Annotated in this window: 18 protein-coding genes; 9 read left to right on the top strand and 9 right to left on the bottom strand. The window is 72.0% G+C overall.

Annotated elements, in window-relative coordinates; all coding sequences use genetic code 11:
* Nucleotides 1–176 precede the first annotated feature (176 nt).
* Nucleotides 177–1,178 (bottom strand): LacI family DNA-binding transcriptional regulator, encoded by a 1,002-nt coding sequence (locus J5V96_RS00150; RefSeq protein ID WP_208499230.1) that lies wholly within the window; start codon nucleotides 1,176–1,178, stop codon nucleotides 177–179.
* Between the two features lie 93 nt (nucleotides 1,179–1,271).
* Between J5V96_RS00150 and galT the strand changes: the two genes are divergently transcribed.
* Together galT and galK are read left to right on the top strand one after the other, a co-directional pair.
* Complete coding sequence (gene galT, locus J5V96_RS00145) at nucleotides 1,272–2,450, top strand: galactose-1-phosphate uridylyltransferase (RefSeq protein WP_208499228.1); 1,179 nt, start codon at nucleotides 1,272–1,274, stop codon at nucleotides 2,448–2,450.
* Nucleotides 2,447–3,640, top strand: a complete 1,194-nt coding sequence (gene galK / locus J5V96_RS00140) for a galactokinase (RefSeq protein WP_208499225.1) — start codon at nucleotides 2,447–2,449, stop codon at nucleotides 3,638–3,640. The genes galT and galK overlap by 4 nt, the downstream gene beginning before the upstream one ends.
* A 137-nt stretch (nucleotides 3,641–3,777) precedes the next feature.
* Here galK and J5V96_RS00135 read toward each other — a convergent pair whose 3' ends face one another.
* Both J5V96_RS00135 and J5V96_RS00130 read right to left on the bottom strand, forming a co-directional pair.
* Nucleotides 3,778–4,212, bottom strand: coding sequence for an Hsp20/alpha crystallin family protein (locus J5V96_RS00135; protein ID WP_208499224.1), 435 nt, complete (start codon nucleotides 4,210–4,212; stop codon nucleotides 3,778–3,780).
* 129 nt (nucleotides 4,213–4,341) lie between these two features.
* Nucleotides 4,342–4,734: a winged helix-turn-helix transcriptional regulator gene (locus tag J5V96_RS00130; protein ID WP_208499222.1), complete on the bottom strand. Its 393-nt coding sequence runs from the start codon at nucleotides 4,732–4,734 to the stop codon at nucleotides 4,342–4,344.
* 107 nt (nucleotides 4,735–4,841) lie between these two features.
* On the opposite strand from J5V96_RS00130, the gene J5V96_RS00125 reads away from it, so the two are divergent.
* The gene (locus J5V96_RS00125) at nucleotides 4,842–5,210 is read left to right on the top strand and encodes a DoxX family protein (RefSeq protein WP_208499220.1); all 369 of its coding nucleotides are present in this window, start codon (nucleotides 4,842–4,844) and stop codon (nucleotides 5,208–5,210) included.
* 260 nt (nucleotides 5,211–5,470) lie between these two features.
* Entirely contained in the window at nucleotides 5,471–6,991 is a 1,521-nt protein-coding gene (locus J5V96_RS00120) for a DUF7059 domain-containing protein (protein ID WP_208499218.1), read from the top strand.
* 7 nt (nucleotides 6,992–6,998) lie between these two features.
* On the opposite strand, the gene J5V96_RS00115 is transcribed toward J5V96_RS00120, so the two are convergent.
* Nucleotides 6,999–7,841: an EamA family transporter gene (locus J5V96_RS00115; protein WP_208499216.1), complete on the bottom strand. Its 843-nt coding sequence runs from the start codon at nucleotides 7,839–7,841 to the stop codon at nucleotides 6,999–7,001.
* A 67-nt stretch (nucleotides 7,842–7,908) separates the two neighbouring features.
* On the opposite strand from J5V96_RS00115, the gene J5V96_RS00110 reads away from it, so the two are divergent.
* From J5V96_RS00110 to J5V96_RS00095, 4 genes are all read left to right on the top strand, one after another.
* Nucleotides 7,909–9,336 carry a CCA tRNA nucleotidyltransferase gene (locus J5V96_RS00110; protein ID WP_208499214.1) on the top strand — a complete coding sequence of 476 codons (1,428 nt, stop codon included), beginning with the start codon at nucleotides 7,909–7,911 and terminating at the stop codon, nucleotides 9,334–9,336.
* A gap of 179 nt (nucleotides 9,337–9,515) precedes the next feature.
* Nucleotides 9,516–10,745 (top strand): glycosyltransferase, encoded by a 1,230-nt coding sequence (locus J5V96_RS00105; protein ID WP_307793060.1) that lies wholly within the window; start codon nucleotides 9,516–9,518, stop codon nucleotides 10,743–10,745.
* 41 nt (nucleotides 10,746–10,786) lie between these two features.
* Entirely contained in the window at nucleotides 10,787–11,998 is a 1,212-nt protein-coding gene (locus J5V96_RS00100) for a glycosyltransferase (protein WP_208499210.1), read from the top strand.
* A 249-nt stretch (nucleotides 11,999–12,247) separates the two neighbouring features.
* Nucleotides 12,248–13,219 (top strand): GlxA family transcriptional regulator, encoded by a 972-nt coding sequence (locus tag J5V96_RS00095; RefSeq protein ID WP_208499208.1) that lies wholly within the window; start codon nucleotides 12,248–12,250, stop codon nucleotides 13,217–13,219.
* A gap of 130 nt (nucleotides 13,220–13,349) precedes the next feature.
* Here J5V96_RS00095 and J5V96_RS00090 read toward each other — a convergent pair whose 3' ends face one another.
* Nucleotides 13,350–14,483, bottom strand: coding sequence for a CaiB/BaiF CoA transferase family protein (locus tag J5V96_RS00090; RefSeq protein ID WP_208499206.1), 1,134 nt, complete (start codon nucleotides 14,481–14,483; stop codon nucleotides 13,350–13,352).
* Complete coding sequence (locus J5V96_RS00085) at nucleotides 14,467–15,327, bottom strand: 3-hydroxyacyl-CoA dehydrogenase family protein (RefSeq protein WP_208499205.1); 861 nt, start codon at nucleotides 15,325–15,327, stop codon at nucleotides 14,467–14,469. The genes J5V96_RS00090 and J5V96_RS00085 overlap by 17 nt, the downstream gene beginning before the upstream one ends.
* Nucleotides 15,328–15,442: 115 nt before the next feature.
* Between J5V96_RS00085 and J5V96_RS00080 the strand changes: the two genes are divergently transcribed.
* Complete coding sequence (locus J5V96_RS00080; protein ID WP_208499203.1) at nucleotides 15,443–16,606, top strand: acyl-CoA dehydrogenase family protein; 1,164 nt, start codon at nucleotides 15,443–15,445, stop codon at nucleotides 16,604–16,606.
* 200 nt (nucleotides 16,607–16,806) lie between these two features.
* Here the strand turns inward: J5V96_RS00080 and J5V96_RS00075 are convergent, their stop codons facing one another.
* The 3 genes from J5V96_RS00075 to metE form a co-directional block, all read right to left on the bottom strand.
* The gene (locus J5V96_RS00075; RefSeq protein ID WP_208499200.1) at nucleotides 16,807–17,271 is read right to left on the bottom strand and encodes a MarR family winged helix-turn-helix transcriptional regulator; all 465 of its coding nucleotides are present in this window, start codon (nucleotides 17,269–17,271) and stop codon (nucleotides 16,807–16,809) included.
* A 25-nt stretch (nucleotides 17,272–17,296) separates the two neighbouring features.
* A complete protein-coding gene (locus J5V96_RS00070) occupies nucleotides 17,297–19,210 on the bottom strand; it encodes an FAD-dependent monooxygenase (protein WP_208499198.1) in 1,914 nt (637 codons plus the stop codon).
* A gap of 126 nt (nucleotides 19,211–19,336) precedes the next feature.
* A complete protein-coding gene (gene metE, locus J5V96_RS00065) occupies nucleotides 19,337–21,682 on the bottom strand; it encodes a 5-methyltetrahydropteroyltriglutamate--homocysteine S-methyltransferase (protein WP_208499196.1) in 2,346 nt (781 codons plus the stop codon).
* Nucleotides 21,683–21,805: the final 123 nt, after the last annotated feature.

The raw sequence follows: 21,805 nt of genomic DNA, 5'->3' as shown, positions 1-21,805 counted from the left end.
GCGATGAGGCGCGGGGTCGGCCCGCGCGGCGTGGTGCCGGGTCGGCCCGCGTGGTCGTGTGGGGCGCGGGGTGGGTTAGCGTCGGGGCGTTGACTAGTCTTCCGCGGGATTACTAGTCCCGCCTGGACTAGTGATGCCGCGCGGGACTAGTCAACGCCCCTCGCCGAGCCCGCAGGCTACGCACTCCCGCGAAGGACGAGCCGCGTGGGGATGACGGTGCGGGCGGGCACCTCGGTGCCGGCGACGCGGGCGAGCAGCAGATCGACCGCGGTGGCGCCGAGCGCGTCGAAGTCCTGGGCGACGGTGGTCAGCGGCGGCTGGTAGTGCGCGGCGTCGACCACGTCGTCGAAGCCCACAACGGCCACGTCGGCGCGATCCGCCTCGCGCAGGGCGCGCAGCAGACCGAGCGCCATCTGGTCGTTCGCGGCGAACACCGCCGTGACGGACGGATCGGCGGCGAGGGTCCGCCCCGCCGTGAATCCGGATGCCGCGGTCCAGTCGCCGCGGATCGGATCCGGCGGGGTCGCCTCATCCGCCCGACCCGCGACATCCTGCCCCGCCGTGTGAGAGAGCGCGGATCGCCAGCCGCGTTCTCGCTCATCGGCGGCGAAGGATCCGGCCGGCCCGGCCAGGTGGTGGACGGTTGCCGCCCCCGCGTCCAGCAGATGCCGCACGGCGGCGGCGGCTCCCCCGGCGTGATCCGACTCGAGCGCGATGAGCCCCGCCTCCGGCGACGCGTCGACGGCCACCAGCGGGAACGAGGCGGTGCCTGCGGCCTGCACGCTCGGGGTCGCCTCGTTCAGGGCGATGGCGCCGTCCACGCCGTGATCGGCGAGTCCGGCCAGCGCCGCCTTCGCCGCCTCGGGGGTGTCATCGGCCAGGGTGACGACGAGCACGGCGTGTTCGTGCGCGGCGCCCGCGGACACCAGCGCCTCGAGCATGCGGGCGTTGCCCACCGAGGCCAAGGTGCGCACGAGCACGCCGATGGTGCGCGTGCGGCCGGTGCGCAGCGCCCGTGCCGCCCGGTGGGGGCGATAGCCCAGCTGCTGCATCGCCGCCTCGACGCGTGCCCGGGTGCCCGGATCGACGCGCTCGGAGCCATTGGCCACGCGGGACACCGTCTGACCGGAGACACCGGCAAGGCGGGCGACATCCGCTGCCGACACGCTTCTGGACATCCGCTGCTCGCTCTCGTTGCCGGATCCTGCACTCTCGTTCTATCATCCATGTTGACGTCAACATGCGCGAGAGCGCGCGTTCGAAGGATACCGATGACGCAGTCCGCAGACCTGCCCGCCGCCACGCTCGGCGCGGGGGTCGTGAAGCGCTCCGCCCGCCTGGCGGACGGCCGCGACCTCTTCTACTACGACGACCCCGGCACGGCGCTTCCGGCCGAGCGAGCCATCGACGCGCGCGAGCTGGCCCCGCGTCCGGAGACCGCCACGATGAGGCGCGATGTGCTCACGGGCGACTGGATCTCGGTGGCCGCGTCGCGCCAGTCGCGCGTGGTCATGCCGCCCGCCGACCTCGATCCGCTCGCCCCGCAGACGCCCACGAACCCGTCGGAGCTGCCGAGCGCGTACGACGTCGCGGTGTTCGAGAACCGCTCCCCCTCGTTCGGGCCGGCCCTCGACGTCGCCGTCGGCGACGCGCCCGCCGCGATCGACCCGGCTTCGGGCCTCGAAGACCTCGCCGCCCCGGGGCTCGGACGCTCGCGCACCTCCGTGGGGCGGTGCGAGGTGGTGTGCTTCAGCCCTGACCGCGTCGGATCCTTCGGATCGCTCTCGGTCACGCGCGCCCGCACCGTGATCGAGGCGTGGGCCGACCGCACGGCCGCGCTGTCGGCCCTGCCCGGCGTGCGCCAGGTGTTCGTGTTCGAGAACCGCGGCGCCGAGATCGGCGTCACGCTCCCCCACCCCCACGGCCAGATCTACGCCTACCCCTACGTGACGCCGCGCACGCAGCTGCTGCTGCAGTCGATCGAGCGCGAGGGAGCGGACCTGTTCGCGCGCATCATCGAGTTCGAGGCCGCCGGGCCGCGCGTGCTGCTCGAGGGTGAGCACTGGATCGCCTACGTGCCGTTCGCCGCCCGCTGGCCGGTCGAGGTGCACATGGCCCCGCGACGCCACGTGGCCGACTTCGCCGAGCTCTCCTCGGCCGAGAAGGACGAGCTCGCCCCTCTCTACCTGCGCCTGCTGCGCGGTGTCGACGCGCTGTACGGCACCCCGACGCCCTACATCGCCGCCTGGCACCAGGCCCCGGTTGACGTCGCTCGCGACAGCGCGCGTCTGCACCTGCAGCTCACGTCGCCGCGTCGCGGGGCCGACAAGCTCAAGTTCCTCGCCGGATCCGAGGCCGCCATGGGCGCCTGGATCGGCGACATCCCGCCCGAGCAGTCCGCAGACCGGCTGGGCGAGGCCCTCGCCACCATCCCGGAGGTCCTGTCATGAGCGCTCTCGACGACGCGCGCGCCCTGTTCGAGTCGCGCACGGGGCACGCCCCCGAGGGCGTCTGGTCGTCCGCCGGCCGCGCGAACCTCATCGGCGAGCACACCGACTACAACGAGGGCTACGTGCTGCCCTTCGCCATTCAGCACCGCACGTATGCCGCGGTGGGCATGCATGCGGATCTGGCGATCCGCGTTTCGTCGACGTTCGCTCCGGATCCGGTCGAGCTGCGCCTCGCGGACCTCGCGATGTTCGACGGGGAGCCCGGCGCAGCGGTCGCCGCCGGCCGTGTGCCCGAGTGGGCGGCCTACGTGCTGGGCGTGGCGTGGGCGGCGCTCGCCGCGGCCGGCCGCGCGGCCGACCAGGTCGCCGGCGTCGACATCGCGATCGCATCGGACGTCCCCGTGGGGGCCGGACTCTCGTCGTCGGCGGCGATCGAAGGATCCGTCGCGCTCGCCCTGAACGACCTCTGGGCGCTCGAGCTGACCCCGCTCGAACTCGCCCAGGTCGGCCGCAAGGCCGAGAACGAGGCCGTCGGGGCGCCGACCGGCATCATGGACCAGGTCTCGTCGATCATGGGCCGTTCGGATGCCGCGACCTTCCTCGACTGCCGCACGCTCGAGACGCGGTCCGTCGACCTGGGGCTCGAGGCCGAGGGCCTCGTGCTGCTCGCCATCGACACCCGCGTGGAGCACGCGCACGCCTCGGGCGGCTACCGCGAGCGGCGTGCCTCGTGCGAGCTCGGCGCGTCCACCATGGGCGTGCCGTGGCTGCGCGACCTCACGGTCGCGGATCTCCCGCGCGCCCAGCAGCTGCTGGATGACGTGACCTTCCGGCGGGTGCGCCACATCGTCACCGAGAACCAGCGGGTGCTCGACACCGTCGAGGCGCTCGCCGCGGCCGGTCCGCGCGCGATCGGCGACCTGCTGGTCGCCTCGCACGCCTCGATGCGCGACGACTTCGAGATCTCGGTGCCCGAGCTCGACACCGCCGTGGAGGGCGCGCTCGCGGCCGGCGCGGTCGGCGCGCGGATGACCGGCGGCGGCTTCGGCGGCTCGGCCATCGCGCTCATCTCGCGTGACGCCGTCGCCGAGGTGACGACCGCCGTCGAGGCGGCCTTCGCCGAGCGCGGCTACACCGCGCCCGTCTGCTTCACCATCACCCCGTCGGAGGGCGCGCGCCGCGACGTGTGACACCGCTCGTCGCGCTCGCTCGTGCGCCGGGCGAGCGCGCGCGTGAAGCGAGGCGAGACACGCCTAGCCTTCGCGTGAGGCCGGGGCGTCTCGCCTCGCTCGTTCTTCGTCGGCTCGTTCGACGAGCCAGGAGTGCGTCAGGTCGTCAGCTCGGGCGTGACGTCCTGCGCGCCGCCGACCGACCGCTGCACCTCGACCTTGCGCGGCTTCGCCCGCTCGCTGATCGGGATCAGCACGCTGAGCACGCCGTTGTCATAGGTGGCCGAGATGCCGGCCGTGTCGATGCCCTGCCCCAGGTTCAGCTGGCGCAGGTAGGAGCCCGTCGAGCGCTCGCGCGTGATCCACTTCACGCCGTCGTCGCTGCGCGGGGTGCGCTCGGCCCGAATGGTGAGCAGCTGGCCGTCCACGTCGATGTCGACGCTGCCCGGATCGATGCCGGGAAGGTCGGCACTGAGCACGTAGTGATCGCCGTCGCGGTAGAGGTCCATCGGCATCAGCCGCGGACCCTGACGGTCGAACAGCTGCTCGGCCACGCGGTCGAACTCGCGGAAGGGGTCGAAGAACATCGCCATCGTGATCCTCCTCTTTGTCTGAAGCGCTGATTCTTCGGACGGAGTCCCGAGGGTCGAGCCCTCTGGACTCGATACCTGTTTTAGCACTCTCGACCCGAGAGTGCCAGATCTTTTTCTGCGGGATCCGGATCAGGATCCGGCGTCGAAGGAGGCTCTGGATGTCTCGATCGAGGGGTAGTGCTCGACGGCCCAGTGCGCGAGCGCGATGGCGTGCGGAATGAGGGTCTCGCCCACCGGTGTGAGCTCGTACTCCACGCGGGGCGGCACCTCGGCGTGCACCGTGCGCGTCACAAGTCCGTCGCGCTCGAGCTGACGCAGGGTGAGCGTGAGCATGCGCTGCGAGATGCCCGGGATGCCTCGGAGGAGCCCGGTGAACCGGCGCACTCCGTGGCTCAGCTCGCCGATGACCAGCAGCGACCACTTGTCGCCGATGCGATCGAGCACCGCGCGGATCGCGCGACTGTCACTGTCGCTGACCGCGGCGCAGGCGGAGGCGTACTCGGTCTCGGTGGCGTCGCCCATCCGGATCCCTCCTGGTCAGGCACACGGATGTGCCTTTTGTATGCGCCTGAATGATCACGGATCATGAGGTAGCTCACACATCGTAAGTCAGTAACAGAAGGAAACCCATGCTCATCGCCACCTGGATCGTCAACGGCATCCTCGCCGCGCTCATGCTGCTCTCGGGCGGCATGAAGGCCCTCTCCGCCCCGGAGAAGCTGAAGGAGAAGGGCATGGGCTGGGTCGACGATTTCCCCGGCGGATTCTCGCGCTTCATCGGCATCGTCGAGGTTCTCGGCGCGCTCGGCCTGATCCTGCCCCTCGCCACCGGCATCGCGCCGATCCTGACGCCCCTCGCGGCCTTGGGACTCGTCATCATCATGGCCGGCGCCACGGTGGTTCACATCCGCCGCAAGGAGCCCTTTGTGCCCGCGCTCGTGATCACTCTGATCGCCGTGGCGTCGGCGGCGCTCAGCTTCGCCGTCGTGCTCGGCTGATCCGGGGCGCGCGTCGCCGCGCGTCGCGGGGCGGGCGCGGGCGGGCTGGGGCGTCTCGACTCGGTCGTTCCTCCCTCGCTCGACGAGCGGGGGGTGGGGCGCTGGGGCGGGCGCCGGGCGGGGTGCAGGGCTGGGCTGGGGCGTCTCGACTCGGTCGTTCCTCCCTCGCTCGACGAGCGGCGGTGGGGCGCTCGGGCGGGGCGCGTCGCCGGGCGGGGCGCGGGAGCGGGGCGCAGGCGGGTGCGGGCGAGAATGGACGCATGACTCCGAACCCGGATCCCGCGCTCTGCGCCGCTCTCGCCGCCGACCTGCAGGCCGCGCGCTTCCGCTCCGAGGCGCTGCGCGCCGCATGGGGCGTCGAGGCCGACGATGCCATCGGTCGTGGCCTGCGCGTGCCCGCCTTGCGCGGCCTGGGCGACCGCGATGACGCGCTCGCCACGCTCGGTCGGTTGCTTGTGCTGGGCGTGGCCCAGCCCGTGGCCGCGGTCGACGCGGCGCTGCCGACGCTCGGATCCGCGGGGCTCGCGTCGCTGGGACTCGCCTCGGTCACCGAACTGGTGACCCCGCGAGCGATCATCCGGCCGCAGTCGTATCTCGACACCGAGGGCACCGGCGAGTGGTGGTTCGCGAGCGATCTCGATGAGATCGCGACGGGTGGCGGCGCGCTGGCCGAGGATCACGTGCTCGGCGTCGGCGGGGCTTCCCTCACGCTCGCCGGTCTTCAGCTCCCGACGCCGGCCCGGCGTGTGCTCGATCTCGGCACGGGCTGCGGCATCCAGGCCCTGCGTGCGCGCCGGTACGCCGATGCGGTCGTGGCGACCGACCTGTCGGAGCGCGCGCTGCTGTTCGCACGGCTGAACGCGATGCTGAACCGCGACGAGCGGATCGACACCCGTCACGGCAGCCTGTTCGAGCCCGTCGAGGGCGAGTCGTTCGATCGCATCGTGTCGAATCCGCCGTTCGTCATCACCCCGCGCGCGAAGGGTGTTCCGGGCTACGAGTACCGGGACGGAGGCCTGGTCGGCGACGCGCTCGTGGAGCAGGTCGTGCGCGGAGTGGGCGCTCACCTCACTCCGGGCGGTGTGGCGCAGCTGCTCGGCAACTGGGAGACCCGTGGCGGGGTGCCGGGCCTGGAGCGCGTGCGCCGATGGGTCGAGGAGTCGGATATTCCGCTCGAGGCATGGGTGGTCGAGCGTGAGCAGCTGAACCCGATCGAGTACGCCGAGATGTGGATCCGCGATGGCGGCACCGCGCCCGGATCCCCCGCCCACGACGGGCTGCTGAGTGCGTGGCTCGACGACTTCGCTGAGCGCGGAGTGAGCGCGGTGGGCTTCGGCTACGTGCTGCTGCGCCGTGCCGTCGGAGGGCCGAGGCTCACGCGCTACGAGCGCGTGACCCAGCCCATTCCCTCCGAGGGCGGGCTCGGCGGGCACCTCGCCGCGGCGCTTGAGGCGTTCGACCGCGTCGCCGGCCTCTCCGACGACGCGCTCGCCGATGTCACGCTGCGCACCGCGGCCGACGTCACCGAGGCGCGGCATCACCTTCCGGGCGTCGGCGACCCGCAGGTCATCGAGCTGCGCCAGGGGGCGGGCTTCGGCCGGGCCATCGGTGTGGATCCGGGGCTCGCGGCACTCGTGGGAGCGTGCGACGGCGACCTGCCCGTCGGAACGCTGATCGACGCGATCGCCTCGCTGCTCGAGGTGGATCCCGCAGCGCTCCGCGCCGAGCTGCTTCCGCGCGTGCGCGAGCTGCTGATGGACGGGTTCCTGGCGTTCGCCTGACGGGCGCCTATCCGGCGGCCACCAGACCGACGGCCACCGCGCAGGCGGCGAGCCCGACCGCCTGGCCCGGAAGGATTCGCTCCCGCAGCACGAGGGCGGCGAGCACCAGAGTGCTGGCCGGGTAGAGCGACGAGATCACCGACACCACGGTGAGGAGCCCCGCCTGGCTCGCGAAGAGGAAGAACGCCAGCGCCGCGGCGCTGAGCACTCCGGGCGTCATCGCCACCAGCGCCCGGCGTGGGGGAAGCAGGATGCGCGCACGCACCAGCAGCACGGCGCCCAGCAGCACCACGATCGCGACCACCATGCTCGCGGCGTTCGGCCACAGCCCCGCCTCGTCGCGGATCTGACCGATCGCCGCGAACGAGGTGCCGAAGCCCGCGCCCGCGAGAAGACCGTCGCGGATCGACGCCCCCGTTCCCTCGCGCGGCGCGCCCGAGGGATCCGGGGCGCGCGCGACCAGCCAGATCGCGACGAGCCCCACGACGATCCCGACCCAGGTCAGCCCCGACGGGCGCTCCCCCGTGACGACGCCCGTGACGACCGGCACAGCGGCGCTGATCACGGCCGAGATCGGCGCGATGACGCTCATCCGGCCGTTCGCGAGGCCTCGGTAGAGGAAGGCTCCGCCGAGGCCGGAGCCCACGCCCGACACCGCGGCCCAGAGGAGATCGGCCCCGGCGGGCGCGCCGCCGAAGAACAGCGCGAGCCCTCCCGCCGCGACGAGTGCACCCGCCTGACCCCACAGGGCGATGGTCCAGGCGCTGTCGCGCTTGGCGAAGAGGCCGCCGAGGAAGTCGGAGACGCCATAGGCCGCCGCGCTGGCGAGGGCGAGGACGACGGCGAGCATCCGTCCATGGTTTCACGTGAAACGCGGGCGAGGGTGGGTGGGGACCACCCTCCGTAGACTGGAGACCATGCTGAACATGGCCGCCGGAATCGCACGTCTCGGCGAGCTGGCGGCCTCGCCGGTGATCTCCACCCTGGCGCGAGCCTTCGCCGAGGCGGGCTTCGACCTCTCGATCGTGGGCGGCCCGGTGCGCGACGCCCTGCTCGGCCGCGACACCCACGACCTCGACTTCACCACGAACGCGACGCCGGATCAGATCCTGTCCATCGTGCGGCCGATCTCGAGCACGCACTGGGACATCGGACGCGCCTTCGGCACGATCGGCGCGAGAGTGCAGGGCGAGCAGGTCGAGATCACCACCTACCGCGCGGATGAGTACGACGGCACAACGCGCAAGCCCACCGTCGCATTCGGCGATTCGCTGGAGGCCGACCTCGTGCGCCGCGACTTCACGGTCAACGCCATGGCGCTCAAGGTGCCCGAGGCGAAGCTGATCGACCCCACGGGCGGTGTCGAGGACCTGCTCGCAGGCATTCTGCGCACGCCCATCGATCCGGCCGTCTCGTTCGGCGACGATCCGCTTCGTATGCTCCGAGCGGCACGTTTCGCGTCGCAGCTCGGCTTCGACATCGCTGACGACACACGAGACGCCATCGCCCAGCTGCGCGGCACCCTCTCGATCGTCAGCCCGGAGCGCATCCAGGGCGAGCTCACGCGCCTGCTCGGCACCGACGATCCGGTGCGCGGCATCCGCGTGCTCGTCGAGACCGGCCTCATCGAGGAGTTCCTGCCCGAGGTCTCGGCGCTGCGTCTCGAGGTCGACGAGCACCACCATCACAAGGACGTGTACGAGCACTCGCTCACGGTGCTGGAGCAGGCGATCGGGCACGAGAAGGCGCGGTTCCCGGATCGGGGCGCCGACATCCCGCTGCGCCTCGCCAGCCTGCTGCACGACATCGGCAAGCCCCGCACCCGCAAGCTCGAGCCGGGCGGTGCGGTCACCTTCCATCACCACGACGCGGTGGGTGCGCGGATGGCCCGCAAGCGGTTGCAGGCTCTGCGCTTCGACGGCGACACCATCAACGCGGTCACCACGCTCATCGAGCTGCACCTGCGCTTCTTCGGCTACGCGGAGGGCGCCTGGACCGACTCGGCAGTGCGCCGCTACGTGCGCGACGCGGGCGACCAGCTCGAGCGCCTGCACATCCTGACCCGTGCCGACGTCACCACGCGAAACAAGCGCAAGGCCCGCATGCTCGCTTCGGCATATGACGACATCGAGGCCCGGATCGTCACCCTGCGGGAGCAGGAGGAGATCGACTCGATCCGCCCGGAGGTGGATGGCAACCGCATCCAGGAGCTGCTGGGTGTGAAGCCGGGCCCGGTGGTCGGCCAGGCGTACCGCTTCCTGCTCGACCTGCGCCTCGACGAGGGTGTGCTCGGTCAGGAGGAGGCCGAGCGCCGCCTGCTGGCCTGGTGGGCTGAGCAGGGCTGAGCAGGGCTGAGCGGGGCCGAGCAGGGCTGAGCGGGCGGGATCCGCTCTCCACAGGGCGCGGCATGCCTCCTGGGGCCTCGGAGGAGGGTCGGATAGGCTCGGATCTCCGACTTCCCGTCCCCCGAGCCGACCCGCGCCGGGGCGACGTGCCGCCACGAACAGCACCAGTGAGGCCGAACGTGACCGACTCTCCCGCTTCCGAGCAGCGTCGTCCGCTGCGCGTCCTGATCGGCGCCGACACCTTCGCGCCCGACATCAACGGCGCCGCGCGCTTCGCCGAGCGCCTCGCCGCGGGCCTCGTGCAGCGCGGCCATGAGGTGCACGTCGCGGCGCCCAACACCCGCTTCGCCGACGAGCCCGGCCGCACCGAGGTCATCGAGGGCCAGCAGATGACGGTGCATCGCCTGCCGTCGCAGAGGCTGTGGTGGCACGAGTGGATCCGCTTCGTCTGGCCGTGGCGCTCGAAGCACCACGCGCGCCGCGTGCTCGACCGGGTCAAGCCCGACGTCGTCCACATCCAGTCGCACATCGTCGTCGGCCGGGGGCTGGCACGTGAGGCCCGCAAGCGCGGCATCCCCGTCATCGCGACCAACCACGTGATGCCCGAGAACATCCTCGACCACACGACCCTGCCCGAGTGGGCAAACCGCATCCTGGTCAAGCTCGCGTGGGACGACGCCAAGCGCACCTTCGGCATGACGCGCGCGGTCACCACACCCACGCGCCGAGCGGCCGACTTCCTCGAGAAGTCCATCGACATCCAGGGCGTGATCCCGATCAGCTGCGGCATCGACCGCACGGTCTACACGGCCGACCTCACGCCCCGCAGCGAGAACCGCATCGTCTTCGTGGGCCGGATGACCACCGAGAAGCAGGTCGACGTCATCCTGCGCGCGATCGCGAAGCTCGACCCGTCGCTCGACGTGAAGCTCGATCTCGTGGGCCAGGGCGACCAGGAGCCCGCGCTCGAGCAGCTGGCCGTCGAGCTCGGCATCGCCGACCGCGTTGTGCTGCACGGACGCTCGAGCGACGAGCACCTGCGGGCGACGCTCACGGCCGGCAAGGTCTTCGCGATCGCGTCAATCGCCGAGCTGCAGTCGATCGCAACGATGGAGGCGATGGCCTCGGGCCTGCCCGTTGTGGCCGCCGACGCCGTGGCGCTCCCCCACCTCGTGCACGACGGTGAGAACGGCTACCTCTTCAAGCCCGGAGACGCCGACGAGCTCGCCGCCAAGCTCACCACCGTGCTCACCGCACGCCCCGAGGAGTACCTGCGCATGCAGCAGGCCTCGCTCGACGGCGTGCTCGTGCACGACATCAACCGCACGCTCGACACCTTCGAGGCGCTCTATCGCGGTGCGGATCCCCGCGACCTCCAGAGCGGCCGGGGCGAGAAGCCGGCCGCATAAGCGACCGGAAACACCTGACCAGGATCGGATCCGCTGCCGTCATGCACGTTGTGATCTTCGCGGATCAGCACGTCGAGTCGCTCGGCGGCGCCCAGGTGTCCATGCGCCTGCAGCGCCGCTATCTCGAGTGGGCGGGTCACACGGTGACGATCGTCGCACCGCGGCGGCACGGGGCGCGAGCGCGCGTGAATCCGGATGATCCCGCCTACCTCGACCTTCCGTCGGTTCCGATCACCCCCGATCGCGAGTACTCGCTCACCTGGCCCGGGCGGCGTGCCGACCGCGCCATCGACGCCGGACTCGCGGGGCGACCGCCCGTCGACGTGGTGCACGTGCAGGCCGACTTCTGGGGCGCGTTCCTCGGCTATCGCCTTGCGGCGCGGCACGACCTGCCGGTGGTGCACACGATGCACAACCGCGTCGACGTCGGCATCGAGGCGACGGCGCCCTTCCCCGCCCTGGTGCTGCGCGCGCTGAACGCCTGGCGGCGCGGGGCGCTGCGCGGCAGGATCGGCGGACTCGCCACCGGCGTCGACGGATGGGCGTACCTGCGGGGGCTCGCGCTCGGCGCGCGGGCGGTGACGGCGCCGTCGGGGCACTTCGCCCGCCGCCTCGAGCAGCACGCCGTGTTCCCGAGCGTGGATGTCGTGTGGAACGGCATCGACGACGAGCTGCTGGATCGGGTGCGCGCCGAAGCCGCGCCGGAGCGCACGGCGGGGCCGCCGCGCTTCGTCTGGCTCGGCCGCATGAGCCCCGAGAAGCGCCTGCTGCCCTTCCTCGAGGCACTCGCCGAGGCGCGCGTGACCTGCGAGGTCGAGATCATCGGCGGCGGAGCCCAGCTCGCGGCCGCCCAGCGCCTGGTCGCCAAGCACCGCCTGCCGGTGACCTTCGCGGGCCGGCTCGGGTACGACGAGACCCTGCGCCGCATCGCGGCAGCCGACGCCCTCGTGCAGACGTCGATCGGCTTCGAGACGCAGGGCATGACACCCTTCGAGGCCGCCTCCCTCGGCACGCCCGCCGTCGTCAGCGATCCGGACATCGCCGCGGAGGTCGGGGCGGGCGTCTGGCCCGTCGCCATCGCCGATGACGAGCCGGGGCGCATCACCGCGCTCGCCGCGGCGCTGCGCAAGGCGGCCTCCGACATCCAGCACGGCACCGCGCCGGCGCCCGATCCGCAGATGCCGACGAAGTTCCGCCAGTCGTCGCGCACCGCCGCGATGATCGAGGTCTACCGGCGCGCGACGGGCGTCTAGGCGCTTCGCCCCGGTCGCTCCTTCCGCGCTCGACGAGCGGGGATGCGAGCCCTCACTCCGCCGCGTGCCGGGTCGGCACCCTTCGCATCCCGTCCGACGCGAGGGCGCGCACCGTCGCGCCCACGCCGACTGCCGACATCACCAGCGCCACCACGAGAATCATCATGGCAGTCATCCTGCGATTGCGAAGATCCTGCCAACAGTGGCAGGATCGACACATTGCATCGGAAAACTGCCAGGAGGATCCGGATGAAGACCGTCGCGTGCATCGTGCAGAACGGCTTCTCGCCGTTCGAGTTCGGCGTGGCGTGTGAGGCGTTCGGCCTCGATCGCAGCGACGACGGCATCGAGAACTTCGACTTCCGCGTCGTCACGCCTGAGCCCGGCGTGGTCACGACCAAGCTCGGCTTCTCGCTCAACGTCGACCTCGACCTCTCGTTCGCGTACGAAGCCGACCTCGTGGTCGTCGCCCCCGTGCCGAAGGAGCAGTGGGGCGCGGTCGACCCGCGTGTGCTCGATGTCATCCGGGCCGCCGTCGACCGTGACGCGTGGCTGCTGAGCGTGTGCAGCGGGGCCTTCGCGATCGCCGATGCCGGCGTGCTCGACGGTCGCCGCGCGACCACGCACTGGAAGTACACCGACCGCCTCGCGCGGATGTATCCCGAGATCGACGTGGATCCGGATGTGCTCTACGTGCAGGACGGCAAGATCATCACGAGCGCCGGCACGGCGGCGGGCCTGGATGCCTGCCTGCACCTGCTGCGGCAGGAGCTCGGCGCCGAGGCGACCAACGTCATCGCGCGGCGTATGGTCGTGGCGCCGCAGCGCGACGGCGGCCAGGCGCAGTTCATCGTGCGACCCGTGCCCGAGGCGACGGGGCTCTCGCTCGCGCCGGTGGCCGACTGGGCGCTCGAGAACCTCCACCGCGACCTCACCGTCGAGCTGCTCGCGCAGCACGCGCACATGTCGCCTCGCACGTTCGCCCGCCGCTTCAAGGCCGACTACGGCACCACGCCGGCGGCGTGGCTCGCACGCCAGCGCATCATCCACGCCCAGCGCCTGCTCGAGCAGACCGAGTGGGGCCTCGACCGCATCGCCGACGAGTGCGGCTTCGGATCGGCCGCCGTGCTGCGCCAGAATTTCGGCCGTGTGCTGGGCCTCACCCCCACGGCGTACCGCGCGCGGTTCGCCTGCCCCGTGCGTGAGGCCGTCGCGGCCTGAGCCGAGGTCGTGGCACGAACTCCGGGCCACCTGCCTGGCGTTGACTAGTCTTCCGCGGGATTACTGGTCCCGCCTGGACTAGTAACGCCGCGCGGGACTAGTCAACGCCGCTGCGCCGAGCCACCCCGGGCTACTGCTCGCCCAGCCACTCCAGCACCGCGGCGCGGTCGGCGTCGAGGGCGGGAGGGGCGACCGGATCCGGCAGGGTCGCGTTCGCGAAGCCGATGGGGTGGCGGATCGTGGGCACGTCGCCCGCGAGGGTGACGGGCGCGAGCCCCAGCTCCTCGGCGAGGGCGACGCCCCCGCCGATCGACAGGATCGGCGCGGCCGGCACGCCCGCGGCGCGCAGCACCGCGAACCACTCGTCGGCATCGCGCGCGGCCAGGCGCTCGATGAGGGCTGCGCGCACGTCGGCGCGCGCGAGGTTGCGTCCGCGCATGGTGGCCCAGGAGGGATCCGGTTCCAGCCCCACGGCATCCGCGAGCCGGGCGAACTGCGCATCGTTGCCCACCGCGATCACGATCTCGCGGTCGCGCGCGGGGAACGGCTCGTAGGGGTAGAGCGACGGATGCGCGTTGCCCAGGCGCCCCGGTTCCACGCCGCCGGCGACATATGCCGAGGCCTGGTTGACCAGGCCCGACAGCGCCGATGACAGCAGGTTGACCTCGACGTGATCGCCCCGGCCGGTCAGGTCGCGGGCGCGCAGCGCCGCGAGTATGCCCGTGACGGCATGAAGCCCCGCGATCACGTCGAAGACCGCGACGCCCACCTTCGTCGGCTCGCCGTCCGGCGATCCGGTGACCGACATCATGCCGCTCACCGCCTGGGCGAGCAGGTCGTAGCCCGGCAGATCCGCGCCGCCCGTCGATCCGAACCCCGAGATGGAGGCGTAGACGAGCTCCGGGCGTGCGGCGCTCAGCGTCTCGTAGTCGAGGCCGAACCGCACAAGCCCGCCGGGCTTGAAGTTCTGCACCACAACGTCGGCGCGGTCGACGATGCGTCGCACCAGCGCGAGGTCGTCGGGCGCGGAGAAGTCGAGCGCGATCGACTGCTTGTCGCGATTGACCGACAGGAAGTACGTGCCGGATCCGTCGCGCTCCGGCGGCACCCACGTGCGGGTCTCATCGCCCTGCGGACTCTCGACCTTGATCACCGTCGCGCCGAGGTCGCCGAGCATCATCGTGCAGTAGGGCCCCGCCAGCACCCGGCTGAGGTCGGCGACCACCACTCCCGCGAGGGGCCCGCCCTCAGGAGGAGTAGTCATACCAGCCGCGTCCCGCCTTGCGGCCGAGCCGCCCCTCGGCCACCAGCGCCTCGAGCTCGGGGCTGGGCTTGGCGCTCTCGTCGCCCGTCAGCTCGAACTCGGCGTGATGGATGAAGCTGATGACGTCGTTGCCGACGAGATCCATGAGCTGGAACGGCCCCATGGGGTGTCCGAGCGCCAGGCGCGCGGCCGCGTCGATGTCCTCGATCGTGGCGACGTCGGACGCGTGCAGGCGCATCGCCTCGTCGAGCACGGCCTGCATCAGCCGGTTCGCGATGAACCCCGGGATCTCGCGCTTGAGCAGCACGACCTCCTTGCCTGTGCGCTGCGACACGGACACGACCGTGTCGATCGTCTCCTGCGAGGTCTGCGGGTTCGGCACGATCTCGACGCACGCCATCACGAGCGCCGGGTTGAAGAAGTGCATGTTGCAGAGACGCTCGGGATTGCGGATGCTGTCGGCCAGCAGCGACGACGGGATCGTCGACGAGTTCGTGCCGAGGATCGCGTCGGGTCGCGCGAGCTCGCTGACCCGGGCGAAGATCTGCCGCTTCAGCTCCAGCCGCTCGGTCGCGGCCTCGACCACGAGGTCGGCCTCCCGCGCCGCGTCGTCCCAGTCGGACGTCCAGGTCAGGCGCGAGAGCGCCGCCTGCGGATCGTCCACCTGCCCCTTCTCGGCGAGCCGTGCGATCCGGGTGCGGATCTCGTCGCGCGCCGCGTCGACGATGTCCTGCGACACGTCGCCCACGGTCGTGTCGTATCCGGCGAGGGCGAACACGGCGCCGATCTGCCGGCCCATTGCGCCCGCGCCGATCACGAGAATCCTCTGCACTTCGACGGTCATGACTGCTCCCTTGCTGTCGTCCGACCAGCTTCGCCCGTGCGACGGGGCGCCACCAGATGGGGCGCCGGGCAGATCGGCCCTTCCGATCCTCGCCTCGGGGCGTCAGACTCACATCATGACCGACCCCAGCGATCTGCTCGACATCTCGGCCGAATTCAGTGCAGAAGAGCAGGAGATCCGCGACCGCGTTCGCGATTTCGTCGATCGGCGGATCCGACCGAACATCGCCGAGTGGTACGACGACGCGCGCTTCCCCGTCGAGATCGTCCCCGAGATGGCCGAGCTCGGCCTGCTCGGAATGCACCTGAAGGGCTACGGATGCGCCGGGCGATCGGCCGTCGAGTACGGACTCGCGATGCAGGAGCTGGAGGCCGGCGACTCGGGCATCCGCACGTTCGTGTCGGTGCAGGGCTCTCTCGCGATGTCGGCGATCGCCAAGCACGGATCCGAGGAGCAGAAGCAGGAGTGGCTGCCGCGGATGGCGCGCGGCGAGGCCGTCGGATGCTTCGGCCTCACCGAGCCGACGGCCGGATCGGATCCCTCCAGCATGCAGACGCGGGCGGTGCTCGAGGGCGGCGAGTGGGTGCTCAACGGCGCGAAGCGCTGGATCGGCCTCGCCTCGATCGCCGACGTCGCGGTGATCTGGGCCGCGACCGACGACGGCGTGCGCGGCTTCGTCGTGCCGACGGACACCCCCGGGTTCGTCGCGACGCCGATCACGCAGAAGCTCTCGATGCGCGCATCGATCCAGTGCGACATCACCCTCACCGACGTGCGTCTGCCCGAGTCGGCGATGCTGCCGGGAGCCCGGGGCCTGAGCGGGCCCTTCTCGTGCCTGAACGAGGCGCGATACGGCATCGCGTGGGGCGCGGTGGGCGCGGCGCGCGACAGCTTCGATGCGGCCCTGGCCTACTCGCAGCAGCGCATCCAGTTCGACAAGCCCCTCGCGGCCTACCAGCTGACGCAGGAGAAGCTCGTGAACATGGCCCTCGAGATCGTCAAGGCCCAGCTCGTGGCCCTGCGCCTCGGGCGCCTCAAGGACGCCGGAACGCTCGAGCACCACATGATCTCGGTCGCCAAGCTCAACAACACCCGGATCGCGATCGACATCGCCCGCCAGGCGCGCACGGTGCTCGGCGGCAACGGCATCACGCTCGACTACTCGCCGCTGCGCCACGCGAACAACCTCGAGTCGGTGCGCACCTATGAGGGCACCGACGAGGTGCACACGCTGATCCTCGGGCAGCGCATCACCGGCCACGCCGCCTTCCGCGGCTGACCCGGCCCGCTCGCCGGCCGGTTCGTTGAGCGAGCGGAGCGAGTCGAAACGGGTGTCACGACCTCGGGCGGAGGTGCTGGTTCGTTCGTTGAGCGAGCGGAGCGAGTCGAAACGGGTGTCACGACCGCGGGCTGGAGCCGCCGGCGGGTTTGGGGCGTCTCGACTCGCTGGCGCTCGCTCGACGAGCGAGGGGGTGGGGGCTACTCGCTCGCGAGGAGGCCGTCGCGCTGGGCCTCCGCGAGCATCGCGCGCAGGATGCGCCGCAGCTCGGCCCGATCGGCGTGCGCGAGGGATCCGACAAGCACCTCTTCGAGGCCGTGGACGCGCGGGCGCAGTGCCTCCAGCGTCTGGCGGCCCGTGGCCGTGAGCTCGAGCACGTTGCGGCGGCGATCGTCCGGATCCGTCGTGCGTGCGATGAGGTCGCGGCGCGTCATCCGCGCGACGAGGTCGGCGATGGTCGAGCGGTCGAGGTCGAGCTCGGCGCCGAGCACCGCCTGGCTCGATCCGGGCAGGCGCTCGAGCACGGCGAGCGCGGCGTACTGCACGCTGGTGATGTCGCGCGAGACCTCGCGCTGCCACGCCGCGAGGTGCACCTGCTGCGCGCGGCGCAGCAGGTGGCCGAGGTGGCGCAGCGGTTCGGGTTCCTCGTCGACCAGGCTCTCCATCAGGCCATCCTGCCGCAGAGGCGGCTTACGACGCCGACAACAGGATGCCCTCGAAGAACCCGGTCAGCTCGCCGCGCGCATCGAGCGGAAGGACATGCGCCACGTACTGATCCGGGCGCACGACCACCAGCGCCCCGGCCTCGCGAGAGACGCCGCGCTCGCCGTAGATGTCGATGCCCGCGGTCGCGGCCGACCCGGTCGGTGCGGCCGTGAAGGCCTTCTCGTAGTCGACGAGCCCGAGGCGACCGGTGCGCGGCCGCAGGATCTCGGGCAGCCCCGCGAAGTCGACGTCGTGCAGCGGGGACTGCAGGATCGCGCGCACATCGATCAGCGCGTCGATGTCGTCGCCGTCTCGTCTTGTGCGCACAACGGGAGAGGACGGATCCGTCCTCAGCCAGCCGAGAAGAGCGCGGAGCGCCTGCTCGCCGGCGTCGGCGAACGCGTAGAGGCGCCAGCGGCCATCCGCCTCGTGCGTGTGCCCGAGCTGCAGCAGTCGCCCGTCGCCCACCCGCACGACCTCGGCCGAGTGGAACCGGGTGCCGATCTCGAAGCCGGTCGCGAGGTGCTGGTGCGTGCCCTTCCCCGTGAGCCGGCCCGGCGCATAGCGCGCGGCGACGCCCGCGGTGTAGCGACCCTGTCGCGCCCAGTACGTGGCGAGCTCGGCGGCCGTCACGCCGCCGCGTTCCGGGTGATCCGGATCCTGCGCGGGCTGCGCGAGCATCGCCGACCACTCCCTGTCGAAGTCGATCAGCTCCTGCGCGATCGGGCGGCGCTCGGCGTCGTAGGTCTCGAGCAGCGACGCGTCGGCCCGTCCCTCGAGCACGGCCGCGAGCTTCCAGCCGAGGTTGAAGGCATCCTGCATCGACACGTTCATGCCCTGGCCGGCCTTCGCCGAGTGGGTGTGACAGGCGTCGCCCGCGATGAACACGCGCGGTGCGCGGTCGCGTCCCGCGGCGTCGTCGAAGCCGTCGGCGATGCGCTGGGCCACCTCGTACACCGACGACCACACCGTCTGCTTCACATCGAGCGAGTACGGGTGCAGCACGCCGTTGGCGATGTCGGTGATCTCGGCGGCGGTCATCGCGCGCACGCGCTCACGGCTCTCGTCGGTGACGGTGCCGAGATCGACGTACACGCGCACGAGGCGTCCGCCCTCGCGGGGGATGAGGAGGATCGATCCGTGTCCGTCCGATTGGATCATCGTCTTGAAGCGCAGGTCGGGGAAGTCCGAGTCGGCGAGCACGTCCATGACACCCCACGCGTGGTTCGCGGCGTCGCCCGAGAGCGCGCGGCCGATCGCGGTGCGCACGCGGCTGCGGGCGCCGTCGGCCCCGATCACATAGCGGGCCCGGATCGTGCGGGTGCGGCCGGTCGCCTCGCCCGTGTCGTCGCGATGCGCGAGCGTCACGAGCACGGGTCCGTCATCGTCGGGGCTCTGCAGCGAGACGAACTCCCAGCCGTAGTCGGGCTCGAGACGCGCGGGCTGTGCGCGCGCCGATTCGAGCAGGTAGTCGTGCACACGCGCCTGGTTCATGATCACGTGGGGCATCTCGCTCAGTCCGTCGGCGACATCCTGCACGCGACTCGTGCGCACGATGCGGCGACGGTCATCCGGATCGGGCTGCCACATGATCGTCTCGTTGACCCAGTACGCCTCCGAGAGCAGCTTCTGTGCGATGCCGAAGGCCTGCAGCATCTCGACGGAGCGGCACGAGACGCCGTCTGCCTGGCCGCGCAGGAGCGGGCCGGTGCGGCGCTCGACGATGCGGGTGCGGATGCCGGGGAAACGCGCCAGCTGGGCGGCGAGCACCAGACCCGCGGGGCCGGTGCCGACGATGAGCACATCGATCTCGGCCGGAAGGCCGGGCTGCCAGCGCTGCGGGTGCTCGGGCGCGATGGTCGGGTCGCCGGGGTGGTAGCCGTCCGCGAAGAACTGCATGGGATCTCCTTTGATGCCCTGGGGTGGGATCTCCCATATTAGTGCGTACCCCAACGATATGAGGCGGACGCCTCTCCCACCCCTGAGCCGGTGAGCCCGGCGAGAGGGCGGGAGAGGCGGGCGACCTCAGACCAGGGCGTCGCTGGTGACGGTCTCGCGCACGCGGGCCGTGGCCTCGACGAGGTGGGTCAGCGCGGCGATCGTCTCGGGGTAGGCGCGGGTCTTGAGCCCGCAGTCGGGGTTGACCCAGACCTGGCGCAGCGGCAGCTGCTCGGCGGCCAGCGTGAGCAGCGCCGCCACCTCGTCGGTCGAGGGAACACGCGGGGAGTGGATGTCGTACGCACCCGGGCCGATGCCGCGGTCGAAGCCGGCGGCGGCGAGCTCGGCGATGACCTCGCCACGGCTGCGGGCGGCCTCGATCGAGGTGACGTCGGCGTCGAGGCCGCGGATCGCGTCGAGCACCACGCCGAACTCCGAGTAGCAGAGGTGCGTGTGGATCTGGGTCTCGGGCGCCGCGCCCGCCGTGGCGAGGCGGAACGCGTCGACCGACCACCGCAGGTACTCCTCCTGCGCGTCGGCCCGCAGCGGCAGCAGCTCGCGCAGCGCGGGCTCATCGACCTGCACGATCGCGATGCCCGCCGCCTCGAGGTCGGCGATCTCGTCGCGCAGCGCGAGCGCCACCTGTCGCGCGGTCTCCCCCAGCGCGAGGTCGTCGCGCACGAACGACCAGGCGAGGATGGTCACGGGACCCGTGAGCATGCCCTTGACGTGCTTCTCGCTCAGCGACTGCGCGAACTCGGCCCAGCGCACGGTGATCGGCGCGGGGCGCGACACGTCGCCCCAGAGCAGCGACGGTCGCGTGGCGCGCGATCCGTACGACTGCACCCAGCCGTTGCGCGTGACCGCGAAGCCGTCGAGGTGCTCGGCGAAGTACTGCACCATGTCGTTGCGCTCGGGCTCGCCATGCACGAGCACGTCGAGGCCGATCTCCTCCTGCAGCCCGATCACGCGCGCGATCTCCAGGCGCAGCACCTCCTCGTACGCCTCGGTCGTGGCCTCGCCGCGAGCGTGCTGAGCACGCGCGATGCGCAGCTCGGCGGTCTGGGGGAACGACCCGATCGTCGTCGTCGGCAGGATCGGCAGGGCGAGTCGGTCCTGCTGGATCACGGCGCGCTCGTGCGCGGGCAGGCGCTCGATGTCGGCGGGCGTGAGGGCGGCGGTGCGGGCGCGCACGGCCTCGACGCGCACGCCGTCGGCCGCGGCGCGGTCGGCGAGGGCGGCCGTGGCGGCGTCGAGCTCGGCGGCGATCGCCGCGCGCCCCTCGCCCAGGCCGCGCGCGAGGGTCGTCACCTGCGCCACGCGCTCGTCCGCGAAGGCGAGCCACGACACGAGGCGCGGATCCAGGGCCGTCTCGTCGGCGACGGTGTGCGGCAGGTGCTGCAGCGAGGTCGACGTGCCCACGGTCACGGCGGCGGCACCGAGCGAAGCCGCGGCCTCGAGCGTGTCGAAGGCGGCCGCGAGGTCGCCGCGCCACACGTTGCGACCGTCGACCACACCGGCCACCAGCGTCTTGTCGGCAAGGCCCGGCGCGGCGGCCGGCAGCGAGCCCCGCACCAGATCGATCGCGAGCGCCTCGACGGGGGCCGCGGTCAGGGCGGCCCACGCCGCCTCCGACGGCGAGCCGTACGGCGTGGTCACGAGCAGGCGCGCGCGCGCCTCGAGCGCGCCGAGCACGGCGTAGGCCTGCGCGGCCGCCGCGGCGAGCTCGGCGGGCGTCGCGTCGAGGGACTCCGAGACCAGCGCGGGCTCGTCGAGCTGCACCCACTCGGCGCCGGCCTCGCGCAGCGCCGAGAGCAGCTCGGCGTACACGGGCAGCAGGCGGTCGAGCAGCGACAGCGGCTGGAAGCCCTCCGGGGCATCCGCGGCCGGCTTGGCCAGCGCGAGAAGGGTGACGGGGCCCACGAGCACGGGGCGCGTGACGAATCCCTGCGCGCGCGCCTCGGCGACCTGCGCGGCCAGACGCGACGGATCGGCGCGGAAGGCCTGATCCGGAGCCAGTTCGGGAACCAGGTAGTGGTAGTTGGTGTCGAACCACTTCGTCATCTCGAGGGCCGGATGCGCCTCGGAGCCGCGGGCGAGGGTGAAGTACCCGGCGAGGCTGACCCCGCCGTCGGCGTCGAGCACCGAGTCGGGCCCGGGGGCCGTGAAGCGCGAGGGCACGGCGCCGGTGGCCACGATCGCGTCGAGCACCTGGTCGTAGAGCGACGAGGCCTCGGGGATGGCCGAGCCGTCGGCGCTGAGGCCGAGCGCGGCGAGGTGGGAGCGGGTGCGGGCGCGGAGGGCGCGCGCGGCGTCCTCGAGCCCGGCCGCGTCGAGGCGTCCGGCCCAGTGCGCTTCGAGTGCGCGCTTGAGCTCGCGCTGCGGGCCGAGGCGGGGGTAGCCGAGTACGGTGCCGGCGGGGAATGCGGTCATTTCGAGCCTCCTGAGGGCGGAAGTGGGTGCGCGAGCGGTGCGACAGCCGGAGCTGTGGACCCTTCGCTGGTCGAGCGAGTGGGACGGAAGAGGAAGAGGGGCGCCGCCTGACGGGCCGCGCGC

The organism is Microbacterium stercoris (assembly GCF_017592545.1).
GTDB lineage: Bacteria > Actinomycetota > Actinomycetes > Actinomycetales > Microbacteriaceae > Microbacterium > Microbacterium stercoris.
The sequence above is the reverse complement of the archived record's forward strand: the minus strand, read 5'-3'. Positions and strand labels throughout refer to the sequence as shown.